This is a genomic window from Streptomyces sp. NPDC051020, assembly GCF_040683105.1.
In the GTDB taxonomy this organism is placed as follows: domain Bacteria; phylum Actinomycetota; class Actinomycetes; order Streptomycetales; family Streptomycetaceae; genus Streptomyces.
In genome coordinates this window covers 1-19,437 of the sequence record NZ_JBFBCG010000003.1, presented here as the reverse complement: position 1 = coordinate 19,437, position 19,437 = coordinate 1, and the positions used below count along the sequence as shown (strand labels likewise).

General features: G+C 71.6%; 20 protein-coding genes and 5 tRNA genes. 9 read left to right on the top strand and 16 right to left on the bottom strand.

Annotated features, from left to right (window positions below):
• The first annotated feature begins 81 nt into the window (after positions 1 to 81).
• Both AB0N06_RS02570 and AB0N06_RS02565 read left to right on the top strand, forming a co-directional pair.
• Positions 82 to 495, top strand: a complete 414-nt coding sequence (locus AB0N06_RS02570) for an SsgA family sporulation/cell division regulator (RefSeq protein ID WP_003959770.1) — start codon at positions 82 to 84, stop codon at positions 493 to 495.
• 346 nt (positions 496 to 841) lie between these two features.
• Positions 842 to 1,414, top strand: coding sequence for a CGNR zinc finger domain-containing protein (locus AB0N06_RS02565; protein ID WP_366132944.1), 573 nt, complete (start codon positions 842 to 844; stop codon positions 1,412 to 1,414).
• Positions 1,415 to 1,441: 27 nt separating this feature from the next.
• Here AB0N06_RS02565 and AB0N06_RS02560 read toward each other — a convergent pair whose 3' ends face one another.
• The 3 genes from AB0N06_RS02560 to AB0N06_RS02550 all read right to left on the bottom strand — a co-directional run bounded on the left by AB0N06_RS02560 (position 1,442) and on the right by AB0N06_RS02550 (position 2,787).
• Positions 1,442 to 1,597 carry a hypothetical protein gene (locus AB0N06_RS02560; protein WP_366132943.1) on the bottom strand — a complete coding sequence of 52 codons (156 nt, stop codon included), beginning with the start codon at positions 1,595 to 1,597 and terminating at the stop codon, positions 1,442 to 1,444.
• 269 nt (positions 1,598 to 1,866) lie between these two features.
• On the bottom strand, positions 1,867 to 2,106 hold the full coding sequence (locus AB0N06_RS02555) for an acetylxylan esterase (RefSeq protein ID WP_366132942.1): 240 nt from the start codon (positions 2,104 to 2,106) through the stop codon (positions 1,867 to 1,869).
• Positions 2,107 to 2,331: 225 nt separating this feature from the next.
• Positions 2,332 to 2,787, bottom strand: coding sequence for a hypothetical protein (locus AB0N06_RS02550; protein WP_366132941.1), 456 nt, complete (start codon positions 2,785 to 2,787; stop codon positions 2,332 to 2,334).
• Positions 2,788 to 2,999: 212 nt separating this feature from the next.
• Between AB0N06_RS02550 and AB0N06_RS02545 the strand changes: the two genes are divergently transcribed.
• On the top strand, positions 3,000 to 3,515 hold the full coding sequence (locus tag AB0N06_RS02545; RefSeq protein WP_366132940.1) for a DsbA family protein: 516 nt from the start codon (positions 3,000 to 3,002) through the stop codon (positions 3,513 to 3,515).
• A gap of 30 nt (positions 3,516 to 3,545) precedes the next feature.
• Here AB0N06_RS02545 and AB0N06_RS02540 read toward each other — a convergent pair whose 3' ends face one another.
• From AB0N06_RS02540 to AB0N06_RS02530, 3 genes are all read right to left on the bottom strand, one after another.
• Positions 3,546 to 4,385 carry a GNAT family N-acetyltransferase gene (locus AB0N06_RS02540; protein WP_366132939.1) on the bottom strand — a complete coding sequence of 280 codons (840 nt, stop codon included), beginning with the start codon at positions 4,383 to 4,385 and terminating at the stop codon, positions 3,546 to 3,548.
• Positions 4,386 to 4,512: 127 nt separating this feature from the next.
• Positions 4,513 to 5,334, bottom strand: coding sequence for an aminodeoxychorismate lyase (locus tag AB0N06_RS02535; RefSeq protein ID WP_366133064.1), 822 nt, complete (start codon positions 5,332 to 5,334; stop codon positions 4,513 to 4,515).
• On the bottom strand, positions 5,334 to 6,368 hold the full coding sequence (locus tag AB0N06_RS02530) for a chorismate-binding protein (RefSeq protein ID WP_366133063.1): 1,035 nt from the start codon (positions 6,366 to 6,368) through the stop codon (positions 5,334 to 5,336). Before AB0N06_RS02530 ends, AB0N06_RS02535 begins: the two co-directional genes overlap by 1 nt.
• Before the next feature lie 163 nt (positions 6,369 to 6,531).
• Here AB0N06_RS02530 and AB0N06_RS02525 point away from each other — a divergent pair.
• From AB0N06_RS02525 to AB0N06_RS02505, 5 genes are all read left to right on the top strand, one after another.
• Positions 6,532 to 6,604 (top strand) — tRNA-Gly (locus AB0N06_RS02525).
• A 37-nt stretch (positions 6,605 to 6,641) separates the two neighbouring features.
• A tRNA-Cys gene (locus AB0N06_RS02520) sits at positions 6,642 to 6,715 on the top strand.
• A 1-nt stretch (position 6,716) separates the two neighbouring features.
• Positions 6,717 to 6,788, top strand: a tRNA-Val gene (locus AB0N06_RS02515).
• A 21-nt stretch (positions 6,789 to 6,809) separates the two neighbouring features.
• A tRNA-Val gene (locus AB0N06_RS02510) sits at positions 6,810 to 6,881 on the top strand.
• A 23-nt stretch (positions 6,882 to 6,904) separates the two neighbouring features.
• A tRNA-Val gene (locus AB0N06_RS02505) sits at positions 6,905 to 6,979 on the top strand.
• 67 nt (positions 6,980 to 7,046) lie between these two features.
• On the opposite strand, the gene AB0N06_RS02500 is transcribed toward AB0N06_RS02505, so the two are convergent.
• The 5 genes from AB0N06_RS02500 to AB0N06_RS02480 all read right to left on the bottom strand — a co-directional run bounded on the left by AB0N06_RS02500 (position 7,047) and on the right by AB0N06_RS02480 (position 9,487).
• On the bottom strand, positions 7,047 to 7,178 hold the full coding sequence (locus AB0N06_RS02500) for a hypothetical protein (RefSeq protein ID WP_366132938.1): 132 nt from the start codon (positions 7,176 to 7,178) through the stop codon (positions 7,047 to 7,049).
• A gap of 90 nt (positions 7,179 to 7,268) precedes the next feature.
• Positions 7,269 to 7,541, bottom strand: a complete 273-nt coding sequence (locus AB0N06_RS02495; protein WP_366132937.1) for a zf-TFIIB domain-containing protein — start codon at positions 7,539 to 7,541, stop codon at positions 7,269 to 7,271.
• Between the two features lie 68 nt (positions 7,542 to 7,609).
• Positions 7,610 to 8,575, bottom strand: coding sequence for an aminoglycoside phosphotransferase family protein (locus AB0N06_RS02490; protein WP_366132936.1), 966 nt, complete (start codon positions 8,573 to 8,575; stop codon positions 7,610 to 7,612).
• 254 nt (positions 8,576 to 8,829) lie between these two features.
• Entirely contained in the window at positions 8,830 to 9,039 is a 210-nt protein-coding gene (locus AB0N06_RS02485) for a hypothetical protein (RefSeq protein WP_366132935.1), read from the bottom strand.
• Positions 9,040 to 9,229: 190 nt separating this feature from the next.
• The gene (locus AB0N06_RS02480; protein ID WP_358862090.1) at positions 9,230 to 9,487 is read right to left on the bottom strand and encodes a hypothetical protein; all 258 of its coding nucleotides are present in this window, start codon (positions 9,485 to 9,487) and stop codon (positions 9,230 to 9,232) included.
• Positions 9,488 to 9,693: 206 nt separating this feature from the next.
• Here AB0N06_RS02480 and AB0N06_RS02475 point away from each other — a divergent pair, with 206 nt between their 5' ends.
• Positions 9,694 to 11,052: a serine/threonine-protein kinase gene (locus AB0N06_RS02475; RefSeq protein ID WP_366132934.1), complete on the top strand. Its 1,359-nt coding sequence runs from the start codon at positions 9,694 to 9,696 to the stop codon at positions 11,050 to 11,052.
• 69 nt (positions 11,053 to 11,121) lie between these two features.
• Here the strand turns inward: AB0N06_RS02475 and AB0N06_RS02470 are convergent, their stop codons facing one another.
• From AB0N06_RS02470 to AB0N06_RS02450, 5 genes are all read right to left on the bottom strand, one after another.
• Positions 11,122 to 12,015, bottom strand: coding sequence for an RNA methyltransferase (locus AB0N06_RS02470; protein ID WP_366132933.1), 894 nt, complete (start codon positions 12,013 to 12,015; stop codon positions 11,122 to 11,124).
• Between the two features lie 64 nt (positions 12,016 to 12,079).
• Positions 12,080 to 13,336 (bottom strand): uroporphyrinogen-III C-methyltransferase, encoded by a 1,257-nt coding sequence (gene cobA / locus AB0N06_RS02465; RefSeq protein ID WP_366132932.1) that lies wholly within the window; start codon positions 13,334 to 13,336, stop codon positions 12,080 to 12,082.
• 228 nt (positions 13,337 to 13,564) lie between these two features.
• Entirely contained in the window at positions 13,565 to 16,945 is a 3,381-nt protein-coding gene (cobT, locus tag AB0N06_RS02460) for a nicotinate-nucleotide--dimethylbenzimidazole phosphoribosyltransferase (protein ID WP_366132931.1), read from the bottom strand.
• A gap of 334 nt (positions 16,946 to 17,279) precedes the next feature.
• Positions 17,280 to 18,494 carry a precorrin-6y C5,15-methyltransferase (decarboxylating) subunit CbiE gene (gene cbiE, locus AB0N06_RS02455; protein WP_366132930.1) on the bottom strand — a complete coding sequence of 405 codons (1,215 nt, stop codon included), beginning with the start codon at positions 18,492 to 18,494 and terminating at the stop codon, positions 17,280 to 17,282.
• 106 nt (positions 18,495 to 18,600) lie between these two features.
• Positions 18,601 to 19,278, bottom strand: a complete 678-nt coding sequence (locus tag AB0N06_RS02450) for a GNAT family N-acetyltransferase (protein WP_366132929.1) — start codon at positions 19,276 to 19,278, stop codon at positions 18,601 to 18,603.
• Positions 19,279 to 19,437: the final 159 nt, after the last annotated feature.

Here is a 19,437-nt window from a genome sequence, read left to right as displayed (position 1 = left end):
ACAACGCCACCGTAGGTGGCATGTCGATTTCGCCGACGTGCGAATCCCCGAGCGCACACTGAGCGAAAGGCCCTGGCGCTTATGAACACCACGGTCAGCTGCGAGCTGCACCTGCGCCTCGTTGTGTCGAGCGAGTCATCACTGCCTGTACCCGCGGGCCTGCGGTATGACACGGCCGATCCGTATGCCGTGCACGCCACCTTCCACACCGGAGCGGAGGAGACGGTCGAATGGGTATTCGCCCGCGACCTCCTTGCCGAGGGGCTGCACAGGCCCACCGGCACCGGAGACGTCCGCGTCTGGCCATCCCGTAGTCACGGCCAGGGCGTCGTCTGCATCGCGCTGAGCTCCCCAGAGGGCGAAGCCCTGCTCGAGGCCCCGGCCAGGGCCCTGGAGTCGTTCCTGAAGCGGACCGACGCCGCGGTTCCACCCGGCACCGAGCATCGTCACTTCGACCTCGATACGGAGCTCTCACACATCCTGGCCGAGAGCTGAGCCAGGTCGAGAGCTGCACGGCGCCGTCCGACTCGGGGCGACGGCGCCGCGCGGACAACCACATAGGGCAGACACCAGCGCCGTCATCACGGAATCCACTGTGGTGACGGCGTCGGCGCGTGTTCCACCGGGGGCATGACGGGCGCACGCCCCGGCCCTCCCGCAGCGCTGGACGGGCTCTGTGCGCCCTCAGCGCCCCCGAGCGCCCCCGCTGGCCCCTGGTCGGCCGGTATGCGCTCCTTACCGACCCCAGGGGCTCTCTCGGGCCACTGTGCGCCCTCGCCGAGCCAGTAGAGTCAGCCGCCATCGGCGGGAGCCCGCCCGCCGGAGGCCAGGGAGCGAAAGCGTGCTGATCCCCCACGACACCCGGATCGCCCTCGACATCGTGGTCGAGCTGGTGAACACCGCACCGGCGACAGATCAGCCGGAGGGCGGACCGAGCGACGGTCTCGCCGGCATCGAAGCGCTTTACCTGTTCGCCCGGCGCCACCGCATCAGCGGCGTGGCCGAACTCGGCGAGAAGGATCTTCGGGCCGTACACGAGGTACGGAGCCGGTTCGCCGAGATCTTCGCGGCACCGGACGCCGAGACCGCCGCCGGTCTCGTCAACAGCCTCGTGGCCTCAGCGGGCACCACGCCGCAGCTGAGCAACCACGACGGCTACGAGTGGCATGTGCACTACTTCGCGCCGGACGCATCGATCGCCGACCACCTCGCGGCCGACTGCGGCATGGCGCTCGCCTTCATCGTGGTGGCGGGCGAACAGGAACGACTGCGGCGCTGCGAGGCACCGGACTGCCGGGACGCGTTCGTGGACCTGTCCCGCAACCGCTCCCGCAGGTACTGCTCCAGCCGCACCTGCGGTAATCGGCTGCATGTCGCCGCGTACCGGGCACGCCGCAAGGAAGCGTCCGGCTGACCGCTCGCCACCCGATTCATCGCCCGCTCACAGCAGGAAGAGATCGTGCAACGCGGCCATCAGCAGCAGGCCGTCGACCACCGCGAGGAAGATCATCAAAGGGGGCTGGGACAGCGCGAAGAGGCAGCCACGCGGCTCTTCGGCAGGGGGTGCGGGGGCATCGCCCGGGGAGGTTTCCACCATCTCGAGACGATCATGACGCAGACCGGACCCCGTTGGCGATCAACACGCCTCTTTGTGACGGGAGTTCACTCCCGTCGGGGCCGGATGGATTCGCTCCGGCGTCCGGTCCGCTGTCACATATTCGGGCTCACGGCCGGTTCGCCCGCGCCTCCCCCGCCCCGGCCGGGTCAGCCGAGATCGCGCAGCATCCGCAGCTGGGCGGCCCGGTGGACCGAAGAGCCGCGCTCGTGACCGTTCGGTGGGTAGACCTCGATCTCCTTCGGTCCCGTTCAGTGGTTGTACGCGGTGAAGACCGTGGCGCGTATGCGGTGTCCGCCCCAGCCGGAGAAGGTCACGTCGTATACCTCGGCGGCGCTCAACGCGGAGTCGTACGACTGGAATTCGGGGTCGATCGGGCATATGGCCGACTCGTTGAGGGTGCGCTTCCAGAAGGCGTCGAAGTCGGCGGGTTCACTGGACTCCGGGCCACAGTGGCGAAGTTGATGCAGCGACAGATCGAACAGGGCCACCTGGTCTCCGTTTCGGGCATGCAGCAAACCCGGCGTCGCGGCCCGCAGCCACGTCCAGCCGGTCGGAGGGGATCTCGACGAGCCCATCGGGCAAACCATCACACGATCGAGCTAACTCAACCTCCTGCACACTCACCGGCGAGCAGTGACCAACCCCCATCCCTATGCAGCGTCAAGATTCCGACATGAATCGATTCATCGCCGATGGCTGCCGACGTTCCGCTTTCAGATTCCGTGCTTCTTCAGGATGGCCTCGATGTCACTGAAGTCATCGCCCTGCGCAGCGGCCCGCTGTGCGGGCTTCGCCTTCTCCCGTGGCTGGACCGCCGGTGCGCCGGCCCGCAGGGACGGTGCCGACGCCGCGGGCGCGACGGCATCGGACTGCGCCGCCCGCGCGGCGGCCCTGCGTTCCTTGCGGGTGCCGACGCCGCGGCGCTCGACCGCACGCGTGATCATGAAGAGCAGCCAGGCCACCCCGAGCACCCCGAAGCCGAGCCAGACGCTCGGCTTGAAGGCGATATTGGAAACCCACTCGACGACACCGGTCAGCACCAGCCCGATCGGGACCAGCGAGTAGGCGGCAATCCGGGTCGCGGCGAGGAAACGCTTCCGGTACGCGGTCACGGCGGCAATGCCCAAGCCCGCCGCGGACACCGCGGAGCAAATGGTCTCGGCAAGCATCAGGGCCTCCAGGCGCAACGGGGAAACGTCCCTTCCATCCTGCACCGCCCACCGGGGCGCCGGCCATGATCCCCGACCACATCAGGGACATTTCAGGGCCGGGATCCTCCCCAGGTGCCGATCCGAATGCCAGGCCGAGCCGGGCCTGCGGTGCGCGGGTCCCGTGCCGGTGCCGATTGAGATGCGCGCGTGGGCCCTGGGAGACTGGTTCCATGAACGAATCCACCCCTGCAGCCCCGGTCGTCCTCGACGTCTGGTGCGACCTCCAGTGCCCCGACTGCCACCGGGCCCTCACCGACGTACACGCCCTGCGGGCCCGGTACGGCGACCGGCTCGAGGTGCGCCTGCGCCATTTCCCGCTGGAGAAGCACAAGCAGGCGTACGCCGCGGCCCAGGCCGCCGAGGAGGCTGCGGAGCAGGGCAAGGACTGGCCGTACATCGAGGCCGTGCTCGCCAGGACCGAGGAGCTCGGCCGCACCGGTGAGCCGCTTCTGATCGAGGTGGCACGTGAACTCGACCTGAATGCGGAGGAGTTCGACACCGCTCTGATCGACGGCCGGCACCTGCTGATCGTCGACGCCGACCAGGCGGAGGGGAAGGCCATCGGTGTGACCGGCACCCCAACCTATGTGATCGGCGGCGAGCGGCTGGACGGCGGCAGGAGTCAGGACGGGCTGCGCGAGCGGATCGAGGAGATCACCGACCGGCTCCTCGCGGAACAGGGCTGACCACGGCGTACCCGGGTCGCCCCTCGCCCGTCACAACGGCTTGACGAGGTTGTGCCGAGTCGCTTCGTAGCCGAGCGACTCGTACAGCCGGACCGCCGGGGTGTTGTCCGAGAGGACGTGCAGCCCCATCCGTTCGTCGCCGGCGGCCAGGGCGATGCGTTCGGCCTCCAGCATCAGCGCGCGACCGTACCCCCGGCCGCGGAACTCTTCGAGCACCTCGACGTCGAAGACGTACCCGACCACCACCCCCGGGTGCATTTCGAACCGCGCCACCCAGACGTGTCCCACGGTCCGGCCGTCGCCGTCGACGAGGACACGGATGTACGTGCCCTCCGTGGCGAGACCGTCCGGCAGATGTGTCCGGTGAGAGGTCTCGGCTCGGCGCAGAGCGTCGCCCGCCGGAACGCCGCGCGCGACAAGGGATTCCGCGTAGCCGGCGACGGCCCTGCTCTCCCACTGCGCGAACTCGTCCTCGGTCATCGGACGCCCGGTGACCCCGTCCGGCAGGACGGGCGGGGTCTGCGGCAGATCCTTGACCATGTTCCTGCTGCGCTCGGTGTAGCCGAGCGCAGCAGCCAGGCGCAGTCCGGCCGTGTTGTCCGGCTCGACCTCCACGGTCAGCCGGGAACAGCCCCAGCCGCGCAGCACTTCCTCGGCGGCGAGCCCGGCAATGGTGCCGCGGCCGCGCCTGCGGTTCGGTTCGTCGATCCGCAGGCCGCGGATGGTCCCTGTCGTCCCTCCGGACCCGGGCTCGGTACCGATCTCGACGGCCCCGACGGGCCGCCCGTTGTCGCACACGTCGTACGCGCGCGTCCTCGCGCCGTCGGCGCCTTGCTGGATCGGCCCGGTCGGCCGGAGGGTCGTGGTCATCACCGGTGTTCTATCCGCTGCGCCGCCGCCCGTCACCCGGTTTTGCGGACCTGTTCCGTTCCACGGCCCGGAACGGTGTCCGCGGCTCGGGACCGTTCTACGGCCCGGGCCGGGTCATGGACCCGGTTCACGGGTCGAGGTCGTTCCCGGCGCGCTCCTCGAAGACCCGCATGGCCTTGGCCGTCACCGGCCCGGGTCCGCCGGGCAGCTCGCGGCCGTCGACCCGGTTGACGGCCTGGACGTCTCGGAGGGTGGAGGTCAGGAAGATCTCCTCGGCGTGCTCCAGGACGTCCAGGGGCAGCTCGGTCTCCAGCGCCCCGGACCATTCGACGGCCAGAGCGCGGGTGATCCCGGCGAGGCAGCCGGAGGTGACCGGCGGGGTGTGGAGCTGTCCGTCGAGGACGACGAAGACATTCGACCCGGTGCCTTCGCAGAGCTGTCCGACGGTGTTGGCGAAGAGCGCCTCGGATGCGCCCTGCTCATGGGCGCGGGCGAGGGCGACGACGTTCTCCGCGTACGAAGTGGTCTTGAGCCCGGCCAGTGCGCCGCGTTCGTTGCGGGTCCACGGGACGGTGATCACGGCGGTGGTGTCGGGGCGGCGCTTGACCTCCCCGAGCGCCACGACCAGGCTCGGCCCGTCGTTTCCGCGGTCGGAGCCGAGCGGAGAGAGGCCGCCGGTGTACGTGATGCGGAGTCGGCCGAGTTCCATCGGGTTGGCCTCGATGACGGCGGCGCAGGCCCGGCGCACCTCGTCGAGGTCGGGGTCGGGCAACCCGAGACCGCGGGCCGAACGGGTCAGCCGGTCGAGGTGCCGGGTGAGGGCGAAGGGGCGGCCCCCGGTGGTCCTCACGGTCTCGAAGATCCCGTCCCCGACGGTCAGTCCGTGGTCGAGCACGGACACCCGGGCGTCGGCGGCGTCACGCAGTTCGCCGTTGACCCACATCCACATCATGTGGTCCTTCCAGTTTCTTGGTGGACGCCCGACGCTACAGCGAGCAGCCGGGCAGCCTTGAGCTCGGTCTCGTCCCATTCGCGCTCCGGATCTGAGCCCCAGGTGATCCCGGCGCCGGTGCCGAACCTGAGGACCGGGGCCACTCCGGTCCGGTCGATCCAGAAAGTCCGTATGCCGACGGCGAGACCGGCGGTGGCCCGGTCGGCGTCGACCCAGCCGATGCCGCCGCAGTACGGACCCCGGGGTGCGGTCTCCAGGGACTCGATGATGCGGAGCGCGCTGGATTTGGGTGCACCGGTGACGGAGCCGGGCGGGAACGCGGCGGCGAGCAGCTCGGGCCAGCCGGCGCCGTCGGCGAGGCGGCCGCGCACGGTGGAGACGAGGTGGACGAGCCCCGGGTGCTTCTCCACCACGCAGAGGTCGGGGACGGTGACCGATCCGGTGGCGCAGACCCGGCCCAGGTCGTTGCGGACCAAGTCGACGATCATCACGTTCTCGGCGTGGTCCTTCTCCAGCAGATCCGCCTCGGTGCGGCCGGTGCCCTTGATCGGTCCGGACTCGACGGTCCGTCCGTCCCGGCTCAGGAAGAGTTCAGGGGACGCGGTGGCGATCTCCACGCCGTGCGCGGGCAGCCGAATTGTTCCTGCGTACGGGGCGGGGTTGCCGCGTGCGAGCAGCGCGGTGAGGGCGTCGACGTCGGCGGCGGCCGGGTCCGGCAGCTCCGCGGTCATCACCCGGCAGAGGTTGGCCTGGTAGACCTCGCCCGCCGCGATGTGCTCGCGGATCCGGCGTACGCCCGCTGTGTACGCGGCACGGTCCAGGGACGAGACCCAGTCGCCGGCTCCGGGCCCGCGCCAGGCTCCGGGGACGGGCGCGGGCACCGGTTCGGTCCGGACGGTCCCGAAGCGGGCACAGACGAGACGGCCCTCGAAATCGGCGCATACCGCCCAGAAGCCGGACGAGTCGAGGGCTGAGGGGTCACTGGTCACGTCCCGCAGATCGGACGCGACGAGGCCGCCGAAGCGGGCCATTGGAGCGAGGTCGAGCACGTGGGTGAGTCTAGGACGGTGCGTGCCGACCTGCGCCGGGGCGAGCGCACCTCAGCACGCTGCACAAACGCGTTTTTGTACTGGCCCAGGAATCCGCTAGAGTTCAACACGTCGCCGGGACACGCAAGTGAAACGGAAACGACAAGCGGACGTGGCTCAGTTGGTAGAGCATCACCTTGCCAAGGTGAGGGTCGCGAGTTCGAATCTCGTCGTCCGCTCGAAGTGGGGGATCTTTTCCCGAACCCCTGCACTCCTGGTGGAGTGGCCGAGAGGCGAGGCAACGGCCTGCAAAGCCGTCTACACGGGTTCAAATCCCGTCTCCACCTCCAAGGACGATTAGCTCAGCGGGAGAGCGCTTCCCTGACACGGAAGAGGTCACTGGTTCAATCCCAGTATCGTCCACTGGTCCGCAAGGATCACCCCGCGCGATTAGCTCAGCGGGAGAGCGCTTCCCTGACACGGAAGAGGTCACTGGTTCAATCCCAGTATCGCGCACGCAGTACACGCAGGTTCACCCTGCGCGATTAGCTCAGCGGGAGAGCGCTTCCCTGACACGGAAGAGGTCACTGGTTCAATCCCAGTATCGCGCACCAGCAAGCCCCGGTCGTCTCGGCGACCGGGGCTTTGTCGTGGTTGCGGTGCAGGTCGAGTCTGCCCGGGTCAGCCGGTGAAGGGCTGCGCGGCCTCGCGGGTCGGTCCGCACAGGCCGTAGGCGAACGGTACGGCACCCCGGAGCCAGACCGCGGCGAGATGGTGTCGGCGGCGGTATGCGTTCCCGCGGGAGGCGCACATCGTGCGCGCCCCGACCGTACAGGGCGCGCACCGGACGCGCCGCGGGCCCGGACGCAGTGCGTCGGGGCCCGCGGCGTGGTGTCGGCCGGGTCAGGAAGAGAAGAGCATGCGGCCGAAGCTCTTGTGCCGGTAGTGACCGCCGTGGTGCTGCGGGGCGCCCCAGACGGGGGCCGGCGCGGCGGGGTAGGCCTGGGGGGCCGGCGGCGCGGGCGGGGCCGGCTGGGTCCACTGCGCCTCGATGCGGGTCAGGGTCTCCAGCTCGCCGTAGTCGAGGAATATCCCCCGGCAGCCGCTGCACTGCTCGATCTGGATGCCATTGCGGTTGTAGGTCTGCATCTGTGCGTGGCACTTGGGACACTGCATGGTCGGCTCAGCTCCTCGCCGTCGGTTCGCCGTCGCCGGAATACATGCCCGGAGACGATCGGTTCACCCTACGACGAGTGCTCGGTCACCAACTCGACGGGGATGGACGCAATTCGGGCACAGGCATCGATCATCGTCTGTTCCACCTCATCCGGATTTCGCCCCTCCGCCGCGGACTTGGCGAACGCCAGTGCCGCGGCCTGAACCGTCAGGGCGCGGGCCGGGACGTCGAGTTCGGGCCACGGATCGCCGTCGGCCCGCACGGCGGGCCCGCCCGCTGCCCGGTAGGCCTCCAGGAACCGCAGCCAGACCTCGGGGGGCAGCAGTCCTGCCGCGTACCAGGCGGCGGGGCGGGCGAGGTCCCACGCGGGGTCACCGAGCCCCACGTCGTCGACGTCGATCAGCAGCCAGCGGCCCTGCGCCGCGGGGTGGCGGACGAGCTGGCCGAGGTGGAGATCGCCGTGGCAGATGAAGTGCGAGCGGTGCGCGGGTGCGGGGGCTTCGTCGCGGGCCCAGGCGGGCAGGCGCCGCCATGCTTCGCGTACGGGGGCGGTTGCCAGGTCACCGGGCCGGGCGGCGCACATCCGGGCCACGGCGAGAGCGGCTTTTGCGGGTCCGCGCATGGGAGGCAGGGCGGGCGGGGGCGCGGTGCGGTGGAGCCGGGCCAGGAGGACACCGGACTCTTCCCAGGGTGCGGTGTCGGGGTCCGCGGGGTCGACCGGTTCGCCGTGAGGCCACAGGGTCACCGGACGGCCGTCGACCATGGGAACAGCAGGCTGGGGTACCGGTGGCAGGAGGATGCCGCTGAGAGCGGGGGCCGAGGCCAGGGCCGTACGGGCGGCCAGGGCGGCGGTGTCGGTGTCCGGGGCGTGGGCCTTCGCGACCACGGAGCCGGAGCGGACGACCGTACCGTCGGCGCGGTCCGCGAGCACCGCCGGTGCCGGGCAGGAAGGACAAGGGGCCTCGGTGCGCCCGTGCGGGTGAACCGTGTCATGGGCGAGGGCGCCCAGCGCGCGGACAACTGCGGTGGTCACGGTCTCCCCCGGTGGCAACAGGTGCGGCCCGGTCGGCCCCGGGCACCCGGACGAGCGTACGCGCTGCCGCGCAAGCCGTGGCAGCCGCGTGGCGGCGGTGTGGTGCGCCGCCGCCCATTGCCCCCGGACAGCGCGATGTCCGGTCAGCTCCCCAGCTGACCGGACAAACGCTGCCGTCCGCCGCACCCCCGTCCCCACGGGGTTGTTGGCCGGATGTCCCGGTCCGGACCGCTCTTCCGAACCCGGGGCGCCGCTCAGCGCCCCAGCATCACGCCCACGGACGACGCCTGTGTGACCACCGCGTCCCAGCCGCCGAAGACGACTACGAGCAGGGCCGCCAGAGGAAGAACCATGGCCGTCGCCACCAGCGGGTGGCGCGTACCGGACGACGGGCGGCCGCCGAACGCGGCATGAGCCCTGCGTCCCTGCGTGCGGATCATCGTCCGCGTCGCCGTGTCCGCCATGGTTCCTCTCCTGACCTGATTGTTGGAGCGGCGGGCGTTTTACCTCGGGGGACGAGTGCAACGCCCGCCGCTTGAGTTCAACACTAGGGACGCGAGGAGGGTGGGTCGTCATGCCCGCGTACCGAATGCCGGGCCTCCCGGAGGATGAGCCGTGGGTGGTCGGCGTACTCCCCTGGGTGGAGATCCTGCGCTACGCCTTGGGGTCATCCCGGAGGGGACGCTCGGATGCGTCCTGCCTCGGGACCGGTTGTTCGACCAGGGCGAGCACCCTGGTCGCCATGAAGCGGGCGGTACGGACGGCAGTGCCGCTGCGAGTGACTTCACTCACTTCGACCACCCCTCGGCGGACAGCTGTCTCCACCCGGCGGCCTGCTCTGGTGGCCACCACCTCGTACGTACGCGTCGTGTCTCCCGCGTCCACGACTATCTCCACACGATCGCCCTTCACTGATCCAATCCCCCTTCTGCGACGGACCTTTGAGATCTCGCACGGGCCAGGGAGCGTGGATCCGCGGCTCCCTGACCACTTCTCAAGTTTCCCACCCGGCACTGACAATCGATCGGCGGGCGAGGGCGCGGCCTCTGAGCGCGCCGGGCCACGGGTACGTAAGCTGTGCCACGTCAGGCGGACCAGGCAGCGGGGATGGGCAGACGATGGCGATGATGCGGCTCCGGCGCGAGGACCCGCGTGTCGTCGGCTCGTTCAGGCTGCACCGGCGACTCGGGGCGGGCGGCATGGGTGTCGTCTATCTCGGTTCGGACCGGCGCGGTCAGCGGGTGGCGCTCAAGGTGATCCGCCCGGATCTCGCCGAGGACCAGGAGTTCCGTTCGCGTTTCGCGCGTGAGGTGTCGGCGGCGCGGCGGATCCGCGGCGGCTGTACGGCGCGTCTGGTGGCCGCCGATCTGGAGGCGGACCGCCCGTGGTTCGCGACACAGTACGTCCCCGGGCCCTCGCTGCACGACAAGGTGGCCGAGGAAGGTCCGCTGTCGGCGGCCGAGGTGGCGTCGATCGGGGCGGCGCTCTCCGAGGGGCTCGTGGCGGTGCACGAGGCGGGTGTCGTCCATCGCGACCTGAAGCCGTCGAACATCCTCCTCTCCCCCAAGGGCCCCCGGATCATCGACTTCGGGATCGCCTGGGCGACCGGAGCGAGCACGCTCACGCATGTCGGCACGGCGGTGGGCTCGCCGGGATTCCTCGCGCCGGAGCAGGTGCGGGGCGCGGCGGTGACGCCCGCGACGGACGTCTTCTCGCTCGGTGCCACGCTGGCGTACGCGGCGACGGCCGACTCGCCTTTCGGGCACGGCAGTTCCGAGGTGATGCTCTACCGCGTGGTGCACGAGGAACCGCAGTTGTACGACGTGCACGACGCGCTGGCGCCACTGGTGAGTGCCTGTCTGGCGAAGGATCCGGAGGAGCGGCCGAGCACGCTTCAACTCTCCATGCGCCTCAAGGAGATCGCGGCCCGTGAGGCGCAGGGCGTGCACGAGAGCCGGCCGCCCGCCCAGCGCTCGGCGCAGGAGCTGGACCGGCCGACCGGCCGGCTCGACGGCCCGTACACCGAACAGCAGACCCGGCGTGCGGCGGGCCCGCCACCGCCCCGTCCGCAGAGCCGGCAGGCGCCGGCGTCTTCGCGTGGTTCGTCGTCCCGCACCGGCGGTTCGCGCCCTCAGCAGCAGCCGCCGCGCATGACGACGCGCTCCGGCAAGCGCCCGCAGGGCACGAACGGGACGAACGGCCGGCCGGGCACGCGGCCCGGCGCCCGCACGACCTCGACGGGCCGGCGTCCCGCCAATCCGCGGCTGCTGCGGCAGCGGCTCGTCGTGTTCGTCGTGGTGACGCTGCTCGTGGCGCTCGGCATCGCGGCGGCGCAGGGCTGCCAGGGGCCGGCCCGCGGACTGGGCGCCCAGGACACCCCTGGGTGGCACGGGCTGCACCAGCCGCTGCGGCCCGACGATCCATGTCAGGAGACGGCGGGCGGTCAGTCCTGCGGGCGACCCGTCGCCACCGCGTAGAACGCGACCGCGGCGGCCCGCGGGTCTACGTTCTGGCGATCGATGCGGCCGAACGGCAGTACGCCGGGTTCACGCAGTTCGCGGTCGGGTGGCGTAGAAGGCCACGGCCGAGGCGGCTGCCACGTTGAGGGAGTCCACACCGGCGTCCATCGGGATGCGGACGTGCTCGTCGACTGCGGCCAGGGTCCCGGGGGTGAGGCCGGCGCCTTCCGTGCCGAAGACCAGGGCGAGCTTCTCGTCGTTCCGCGCGGCGAGTTCGTCGAGGGTGATCGCTCGGCCGCTCAAGCAGAGTGCGGCGACCATGAAACCCGCGGAACGCAAGACCTCGACGCCCTTCGGCCAGGCCTCCAGGCGAGTCCACGGCACCTGGAAAACGGCCCCCATCGAGACCTTCACGGACCTCCGGTACAGAGGATCTGCGCAGCGCGGGGTCAGGAGGACCGCGTCGACGCCCAGGGCAGCGGCGTTCCTGAACGCGGCCCCCAGGTTGGCATGATCAACCATGTCCTCGAACACGGCGATGCGCCGAGCTGCCCGTTCTTGTCGACCCAAAGGCAACACCGCTCCGACGGTGGTGTGGTCGTTGACCGCCTCCATGACGACGGGGCGGGTCGTCACCAGCAGCTCCTCGGCCGTCGGCAGCGGCTTGCGCTGCATGGAGGCGAGTGCGCCGCGGTGCACGTGGTAGCCGGTGACGCGTTCGGCGAGTTCCGGGCTGACCGCGTACACCGGGGCCGGAACCTCGTCGATGACATCGCGCATCACATCGACCCACTTCGCGGAGAGCAGCATCGAGCGCATCTCGTACCCCGCGTGCCGGGCGCGTCTGATCACCTTCTCGCCCTCGGCGATGAAGAGTCCTTCGGCCGGCTCCCGCCTGCGTCGGAGTTCGACGTCGGTCAGGCCCGTGTAGTCGCGCAGGCGAGGGTCGTCGGGGTCGTCGACGGCGATGAAATCTGCCACAGCTTGATACTGCCTTGTCCGGTGTGTGGTGCCAACGGCTGGGAAAAAGATCCGTTACCGCTGGTTACTCGGCGGGGTGCGGGGCGGAGTCCGTACCGACCGCGACGACATCGCCGATGACGATCACGGCCGGGGGCCGCACCTCTTCGGCGACGGCCCGCTCACCGACGGTCGCGAGGGTCGCGTCGACGCGGCGCTGGGATGCCGTGGTGCCCTCCTGGACCAGGGCGACCGGGGTTTCCGGGGACTTGCCGTGGGCGATGAGGGCCTTCGCGATGGCGCCGATCTTGTCGACGGCCATCAGCAGCACGAGAGTGCCGCGCAGCTGCGCGAGCGCTGCCCAGTCGACCAGCGAACGCTCGTCGTCGGGGGCGACATGACCGCTGACAACGGTGAACTCGTGTGCCACCCCACGGTGGGTGACGGGGATTCCGGCCGCGCCGGGTACGGAGATCGAGCTGGAGATGCCGGGGACGACGGTGCACGGGATGCCCTCGGCGGCGAGCGCCTGCGCCTCCTCCATGCCTCGGCCGAAGACGAACGGGTCGCCGCCCTTGAGCCGGACGACGGCCTTGCCCGCCTTGGCGTGCTCGATGAGCGCCTGGTTGATCGCCTCCTGCGCCATGAAACGGCCGTACGGGATCTTCGCCGCGTCGATCACCTCGACGTGCGGCGGCAGTTCGTCGAGCAGGTCGCGCGGGCCGAGCCGGTCGGCGATGACGACATCGGCCTCGGCGAGGAGGCGACGGCCGCGCACGGTGATCAGGTCGGGATCGCCGGGGCCGCCGCCGACCAGGGAGACACCGGGGGCGGGGCGGGTGCGGTGGTGCGCGGTGGCGAGTGTGCCGTCGCGCAGGCCCTCGACGATGGCGTCGCGGACGGCGGCGGAGTGGCGCGGGTCGCGGCCCTGGGCGTCGGTGGAGAGGACGGCGACGGTCACGCCCTCGCTGCGACCGGTGGCCGGGGTCCAGGCGGTGGCCACGTCGGCGTTGTCGCTGCGCACGCACCAGGTGCGGGTGCGCTCGGCCTCGGCGGACGCGGCGTCGTTCGCGGCGGCGTCGTCGGAGGCGATGAGCGCGTACCAGGTGTCGGTCAGGTCCCCCTCCTCGTACCGGCGGCGCTCCCAGCGGATCTCACCGGCGTCGGCCATCGCCTCGACCGACGCAGTCGCGGACGGCGATACGAGGGTGATGTCGGCACCCGCCGCGATGAGCGCGGGGAGGCGGCGCTGCGCGACCTGGCCGCCGCCGACGACGACGACGCGGCGCCCGCTCAGGCGCAGTCCGACGGGGTACGCGGGGTGATCGGCGTGCTCGGCCATGGCGGTGCGGGCTCCTCGTGCAATGCGCGGTGCGGGCCGCTGCGGCGGTGGAGCGGCTGTGACGTGCGGTTTTGTGGGGCGTGGGTCCACGATACGGGGTGCGTCGGGGCGCGGGGCGGGCCGGTGGGGGCCGCTGCGCGAAGCTGCCCCCTGCCCGCCCCTGCCCGAAACCGTGGCTCGGCCCGGCCGAGCGTCTCGGACGCCGGCCGGGCCGAGCACGGTCGAGCGCTACTTCTCGGTGACGCCTGCCGAATCGAACGTCGCCACCTCGTGCATCGCCCGCGCCGCGCTCTGCACGATCGGGAGCGCCAGCAGCGCGCCCGTTCCTTCGCCGAGGCGGAGGTCGAGGTCGACCAGCGGGCGCAGACCAAGCTTGTTGAGCGCGGCTACGTGGCCGGGCTCGGCGCTGCGGTGGCCGGCGATGCATGCGGCGAGGGCCTCGGGGGCGATCGCCCGGGCGACCAGGGCCGCGGCGCCCGCGCTGACGCCGTCCAGGATGACGGGCGTACGGAGCGAGGCGCCGCCGAGCAGGAAGCCTGCCATTGCGGCGTGCTCCAGGCCGCCGACCGCGGCGAGTACACCGATCGGGTCGGCCGGGTCGGGCTGGTGGAGTTCGAGGGCCCGGCGGACCACGTCGACCTTGCGGGCGTGCATCTCGTCGTTGATGCCGGTGCCGCGGCCGGTCACCTCGGCCGGGTCCATGCCGGTGTACACGCAGATCAGTGCCGCGGACGCGGTGGTGTTGGCGATGCCCATCTCACCGGTGAGCAGGCCCTTGTTGCCCGCCGCGACCAGGTCGCGGGCGGTCTCGATGCCGACCTCGATGGCCGAGAGGACCTCCTCGCGGGTGAGGGCGGGGCCGGTGGTGAAGTCGGCCGTGCCGGCGCGCACCTTGCGGGGCAGCAGGCCGGGTGTCGCGGGCAGCTCCGTGGCGACGCCGACGTCGACCACGCACACTTCGGCGCCGACCTGGGACGCGAACGCGTTGCAGACCGCGCCGCCGCCGAGGAAGTTCGCGACCATCTGGCCGGTGACCTCCTGCGGCCACGCAGTGACGCCCTGGGCGTGCACTCCGTGGTCCCCGGCGAAGATCGCGACCGCCGCGGGCTCCGGGATGGGCGGCGGGCACATCCGGGAGAGGCCCGAAAGCTGTGCGGAGATGATCTCCAACATGCCGAGCGCACCGGCCGGCTTGGTCATCCGCTTCTGGCGTTCCCACGCCTCGCCGAGCGCCTTGGCATCCAGCGGGCGGATGTTGGAGATGGTCTCCTGCAGCAGGTCGTGCGGTTCCTCGCCGGGCAGGGCGCGGCGGCCGTACGTCTCCTCGTGGACGACCCAGGACAGCGGGCGGCGCTTGGACCAGCCCGCCTGCATCAGTTCGGGCTCCTCGGGGAACTCGTCGACGTAACCGACACAGAGGTACGCGACGACTTCGAGGTGCTCGGGCAGGCCCAGGGCGCGGACCATTTCCCGCTCGTCGAAGAAGCTGACCCAGCCGACGCCGAGGCCCTCCGCGCGAGCGGCGAGCCACAGGTTCTCGACGGCGAGCGCCGAGGAGTACGGGGCCATCTGCGGCTGGGTGTGCCGACCGAGCGTGTGGCGGCCGCCGCGGGTGGGATCGGCGGTGACGACGATGTTGACCGGGGTCTCGAGGATCGCCTCGATCTTCAGTTCCTTGAACTGCTTGGCCCGGCCCTTGGGCAGCGACTTGGCGTAGGCGTCACGCTGACGCTGCGCCAGTTCGTGCATGGAGCGGCGGGTCTCCGCCGAGCGGATGACGACGAAGTCCCAGGGCTGCGAGTGGCCGACGCTGGGCGCCGTGTGCGCGGCTTCGAGGACGCGGAGCAGGACCTCGTGCGGGATGGGGTCGCTGCGGAAGCCGTTACGGATGTCGCGGCGTTCGCGCATCACCCGGAGCACGGCTTCGCGCTCGGCGTCGTCGTAGCCGGGGGCGGGTGCGGAGGCGGGAGCCTCGGTCTCCACCGCGGCCTCCGCGGCCTCGGGCTCTGCCGTGGCGGTGGCCTGGGCCGGTTCGACGGGCTGCTCGTCCGCAACGGGCTCCGAGTCGGCCGGCTCCGTGTGCCCAGAGACCTCTGCGGGCTCGGCGGCAACCACGGGGGCCGCGTCGGCCACGGGGGGCGCGTCGGCCACGGGGGCCGCGTCGGCCACGGGGGGCGCGTCGGCCACGGGGGGCGCGTCGGCCACGGGGGGCGCGTCGGCCACGGGGACCGTGACGTCCGGGGTCTCGATGACTTCGGGGCCGGTTTCGGGCTCCGGTTCGGGGGCCGTCACCGTCTCGGGCGCCGCCTCGGCCACGAGGACGGGTGCGGGGGCGGGCTCCTCCGGAGCGGGGGCAGGCTCAGGGGCGACGACCAGCTCGGGGGCCGCGACCGGCTCCTGGACGGCGACCGGCTCGGCGGCCGCGACCGGCTCGGGGGCCGGTGCTTCGACCGCCTCTACCGGATGGACGGTCTCGGTGGTCTCGATGACCGGGGCGGGTGCGGGCTCGACGGCGATCGCCACATGCTCGGGCTGGGGTTCGGGCGCGGGCTCGAATGCCACGACCGGCTCCGCGACCGGCGTCGGGGCCAGTTGCGGGGTGGTCGGCACCGACCCGTCCACCGGCACGAACTGGCCTGCGGGCGCTGCTTCCACCGGTGTCTCCACCGCAGCGGCGGCCTCCGCGGACGGAACCTCGGCCGCAGCCGGCACGGCGACCGGCTCCGCAGCCGGCACGGCGACCGGCTCCGCAGCCGGTTCGGCCACCGGGGCGGGCTCGACGAACTCCGGAACGACCGTTTCTGCGACGGGTTCCGCGGCCACGGGCGCCGCGACCTGCTCCGGCGCATGGGCCGCCCACGGGCTCCCGCCCTGCGGCGGGATCTCGCCGAGCTGCGGGCCCGGCACCACAGCCGCTTCGGTGCCCGGCTGGTCGAAGTACTCGGGACCGGTGGTGGGCGGTCCCGCCTGCCGTGCGGGCATCGGGGACTGCGGCGCGCCCGCCGGTCCTCGGTCGGCGAGCGAACGGACCACTCCGCCGGTCGGCGTCCCGCCGTACGACGGGGTCGACTCGCCGGAGCCCGGGCCGCGGTGCAGCGGTCGGCGTACGGGGGCGGCGGCCTGGGCCACCGCAGCCTGTGCGGGAGCGGGGGCCTGGGCCGGCATACGTACGCCATTGAGGTCGACGGCACCCGAGTCGCGGCCGCCGGACTCGTGCGTGCCCTGTCCGGTCTCGGTCATCGCTCCGGTCACCGCCTGCTGCACGGCGTACACCGCCGGGTCCGGCGCCTGGATCTGCACGGGTCCCTGGGCCTGCGCGGCCTGCATGGCGGGCCGGCCCTGCGGCTGCGCCGGGTAGGCAGCCTGCTCGGCCACGGGTGCCTGCGCCTGCCCGGCACCGCCGTCCGTCGGCTGACCGGGGACCGGGGCCACTTGCTGGTCGCTCCAGGCGCCCTGCGGGCTCGGCATCAGCAGAAGGTCGTCGTCCTCGGGCACATGCTCGGAGGGGTCGAGGAAGGTGTACGCGCCCGGGGCGGGGATGCCCGGTTGCTCCACCATGCCTGCGCTCTCCGGCAGTCCCTCGCCCGGGATCTGGCCGGTGTCACTCATGCGTACCCCTCGCCCATCGTCAGTGCTCCTTCGGCCCTTCGCCCGGGACGCCCGAATACGGCACGCCGGTGCTCGTCATGAAGAACGAGCGGGCTCGCCGCGCGGCACGAATCGGACGCGGACGTACATCATTCTCGCGGCCGTTCGCCGCCGCGACAGGCAGTTCTGCCACGGCTCGCTGTGGGCTGCGCCACGTTGCGCGTCCCCCGGGGTTTGCCGTACCACAACGAGGCCCAAAACGGTCCCCTTTTCCGGACATTGACGAACGAACCGACTAACGTCCAGGTGCGGTGCAACGATCGGCCAGCCTACCTCGCGCAGTACGCCGACCGGGTCACGGGGCGAGGTCCGATCGCATTGCCGAGAGCAGAAACACAACCGAGCGTTCGCGCTCCGTCCATACGGACGTGTCGAGTTCGACGGCCTGGAGAAGTGCGCACTCGACCGTGTAGCCGTTCCCGGTGAGTGCGGCGCCGAGCGCTTCGGCCTCGTCGCGGGTCGAGGCGTGGGTGACGATCCGCTCAGGCCGGCGGTCGGCAACGGCGGTGACGACGGGGACGCCGCCGCCCCCGATCCGTACGACATCCGGCTCGGGCAGCCGTTCCAGCACATGGGGTGCGCGGCCATGGACAACCTGGAGCTGCACACCGAAGGCGCGGGCAGCGGCGGCCGTTCGGGCGCAGGCGTCCGGGTCGCTGTCGACCGCCAGGACCGCCGCACCGAACCGCGCCGCCTCCACAGAGAGGGCGCCGCTGCCGGAGCCGATGTCCCAGACGAGGTCGCCCCCACGCGGGCCGAGGCGGGCGAGTTGGGCGGCGCGCAGCCCCGGGGACTCGCCCTCGGGGTCGGTGGCGCTGTCCGGGTAGGCGTCGGAGGGCAGCGCCCAGCCCCGTACGCCGTGGGGGTGGCGGCCGGAGATCCAGCCACTGGTGGTCTGCTGTTCGGGTCCGCTGCCGATGACGATCACCACGTTCGGGTCGCGCCAGACGTGGTCGGCGGCCTTGTCGGAGGTGAGGACGGTGACCTGTTCGCGTGCGGTGCCGAGTTCCTCGCAGATGACGAACGTGCGGTGGACGCCGTCGAGCAGCAGGGCGAGTTCGGCGGGTCCCGCGCCGGGCGAGGTGAGGACGGCGACCTTGTGGTGGGCGCGGCAGACGTTGACGGCGCGGCGCAGGGTGCGGGGGTGGGCGACGACGATCTGGGCGTCCTCCCAGGGCATTCCGGCGCGGGCGAACGCGGTGGCCACGGCCGACACGGCGGGAACGACTTCGACTTCCAGGCCGTGTTCGGGTGCGCGGAGGTTGCGTACGACCCCGAAGAAGCCGGGGTCGCCGTCGGCGAGGACCACGGCGGTGCCGCGGTGGCCGGCGATCCTGCGGGCGGCCAGGTCGATGGAGCCGAGGCGGATCCGTTCGGCTGCTGCCGGGACTTCAGGGAGAGCGAGGTGGTGGGCGGCGCCCGCGACGAGGGTGGCAGCCGAGAGCGCGGCCGTGGCCACCGCAGTCAGGGGCGAGCCGTCCCAGCCGATCACCGTGACCCGGTCGGCCATCTGTCGTCAGTCTCCAGGAGTCGTCACAGGTTGGCTGCCCACAAGAGGGCGGGCAGGGTGAGACTATCCGGTCCCCGACCGGTCCGTACCGGTGCGGTCCCCTGCGTCAGTTCCAGTCGCTGTAGGTGCCGTAGCCGCCCGCGTCGGCCAACTGCTCGGCGACTCCTTCGAGGTCCTCGGGGAGCAGGCCCCAGACGATCAGGTCGGTCCTGATGTCGGTCCAGCCGCCGTCCTCGGTCTGAGTGCGCGCTATCCCGGCGTTGCGCAGCACGCCCTCACTGATGCAGCCGAGCTTCTGGGCGACCTGCTGGGAGGCGGTGTTGTCGGCGGCGGTGCGCAGTTCGATGCGTTCGAAGCCCTGGTCACGGAAGATCCACTGGGCGACGGCGAGGACGGACTCGGTGGCGTATCCCTCGCCGCGGGCCCAGGGGGCCGTGATGTAGGTGGCCTCGGTGGCGAGGGTGCGCCAGTCGGTGTTACGCAGCCGGACCGAGCCGACGAGGCGCTGGGTGAGGAATTCGGTGACGGCGAAGACGATGCCGTCGCCGCCCGTTCGCTGTGCAGGAGCGATCCTGCGGACCCAGCGTTCGGCGTCGACCTGGGTGTAGGGGTGGGGCGCCCCGGTCCAGGCGGTGACGAGTTCGTCGTTCATCATCTCGACGTACGCGGGAACGTCGGACATGTCGAAGGGGCGCAGCACCAACCGATCCGTGCTGATGGAGATGGACGGAAAGGTGGAAGTCATGCGCAGCTCCATGCCGAAGGCCGTGTAAAGGCACAGCATGCAGCATGGGACGGACCTTGCGCATGGCCGGGTCCGCACGGCGGAGCCCCGCGCACCCCGGCGGGCTCCATCGGGGCGCAATTGTTAGACGCAGGTCACATGCTTCCCCTCGGTGATGTCGGCCATGCTTGCCTGGACAGGCATTGCCCGAGGCGCAGA

What these genes read in the sequence shown, in the direction of transcription:
- AB0N06_RS02570 (WP_003959770.1), top strand. Translation starts at nt 82, where the DNA reads ATGAACACCACGGTCAGCTGCGAGCTGCACCTGCGCCTCGTTGTGTCG.
- AB0N06_RS02560 (WP_366132943.1), bottom strand. Translation starts at nt 1,597, where the DNA reads ATGGTGGAAACCTCCCCGGGCGATGCCCCCGCACCCCCTGCCGAAGAG.
- AB0N06_RS02550 (WP_366132941.1), bottom strand. Translation starts at nt 2,787, where the DNA reads ATGCTTGCCGAGACCATTTGCTCCGCGGTGTCCGCGGCGGGCTTGGGC.
- AB0N06_RS02545 (WP_366132940.1), top strand. Translation starts at nt 3,000, where the DNA reads ATGAACGAATCCACCCCTGCAGCCCCGGTCGTCCTCGACGTCTGGTGC.
- AB0N06_RS02540 (WP_366132939.1), bottom strand. Translation starts at nt 4,385, where the DNA reads ATGACCACGACCCTCCGGCCGACCGGGCCGATCCAGCAAGGCGCCGAC.
- AB0N06_RS02535 (WP_366133064.1), bottom strand. Translation starts at nt 5,334, where the DNA reads ATGTGGATGTGGGTCAACGGCGAACTGCGTGACGCCGCCGACGCCCGG.
- AB0N06_RS02530 (WP_366133063.1), bottom strand. Translation starts at nt 6,368, where the DNA reads ATGGCCCGCTTCGGCGGCCTCGTCGCGTCCGATCTGCGGGACGTGACC.
- AB0N06_RS02500 (WP_366132938.1), bottom strand. Translation starts at nt 7,178, where the DNA reads ATGTGCGCCTCCCGCGGGAACGCATACCGCCGCCGACACCATCTCGCC.
- AB0N06_RS02495 (WP_366132937.1), bottom strand. Translation starts at nt 7,541, where the DNA reads ATGCAGTGTCCCAAGTGCCACGCACAGATGCAGACCTACAACCGCAAT.
- AB0N06_RS02485 (WP_366132935.1), bottom strand. Translation starts at nt 9,039, where the DNA reads ATGGCGGACACGGCGACGCGGACGATGATCCGCACGCAGGGACGCAGG.
- AB0N06_RS02475 (WP_366132934.1), top strand. Translation starts at nt 9,694, where the DNA reads ATGGCGATGATGCGGCTCCGGCGCGAGGACCCGCGTGTCGTCGGCTCG.
- cobA (WP_366132932.1), bottom strand. Translation starts at nt 13,336, where the DNA reads ATGGCCGAGCACGCCGATCACCCCGCGTACCCCGTCGGACTGCGCCTG.
- cobT (WP_366132931.1), bottom strand. Translation starts at nt 16,945, where the DNA reads ATGAGTGACACCGGCCAGATCCCGGGCGAGGGACTGCCGGAGAGCGCA.
- cbiE (WP_366132930.1), bottom strand. Translation starts at nt 18,494, where the DNA reads ATGGCCGACCGGGTCACGGTGATCGGCTGGGACGGCTCGCCCCTGACT.
- AB0N06_RS02450 (WP_366132929.1), bottom strand. Translation starts at nt 19,278, where the DNA reads ATGCTGTGCCTTTACACGGCCTTCGGCATGGAGCTGCGCATGACTTCC.